Here is a 787-nt window from a genome sequence, read left to right on the forward strand (position 1 = left end):
CTCCAGCCACCGATTTCTTTCGACAATAACCCTCCGACAGAATAGCCAATAGCTGCACTCAATACGGCGAAAAATAGCGCAATATCACCCCAATGAAGAGCATTAGCGCCATTAAGTACTGAATAAATAACGACTAGCATGCTTCCTAAAACACTTGTAACCCAAAATCCAAATGATGGTTTTTCATTGGATATCACGACTCCAACAATAGCAGTTGCTAAAGGTAGTATTGCTAGTACAACCCCTCCATGTGACGCAGGAACAGTTTGCATTGCAACGGATGAAAGAACAGGAAAACCGACGACTACGCCCAGTGCAACAATAATTAATTTGTATAGCTGTTCTTTTGAAGGGACAGATTGCCTCGTTATGATGAGTAATACTGCCGCAAAAATACCAGCCACGGTAGCTCTACCGAGGCCTATGAACATCGGAGAAAAATACTCTATTACGTAGCGCGTGACAGGCAATGTCAAACCAAATGAGAGAATACCAATCAGACCGTATAACATCCCTTTTGAATCATTATTCATATTTCTCGCTTAGATTTGGTGATAACGGCATAAGTGAAATAAAATGCACGACAGGGCATGAGAAACCGAATGCAGTACCCATTGAAAATCTCTATTTTCCTATTTGCTGTCGCAATGCAATGGATTGCAATTAAAATGATAATCTTCGAATATAACAGTCAGCAAATATATTGAATAAATTACGATTTTTTCGACATTCAGTTAGTGTGGATAAATCATATGCCACAGAGAATTAAATCGTTGGATTGGAGACT

General features: G+C 39.5%; 1 protein-coding gene. It reads right to left on the reverse strand.

Annotated elements, in window-relative coordinates; genetic code table 11:
• On the reverse strand, positions 1-533 hold a 533-nt coding region (locus A3762_RS02060; RefSeq protein ID WP_156493139.1), incomplete at its 3' end, for a DMT family transporter.
• Positions 534-787 lie beyond the last annotated feature (254 nt).

The sequence above is a fragment of the Oleiphilus sp. HI0125 genome (assembly GCF_001635355.1).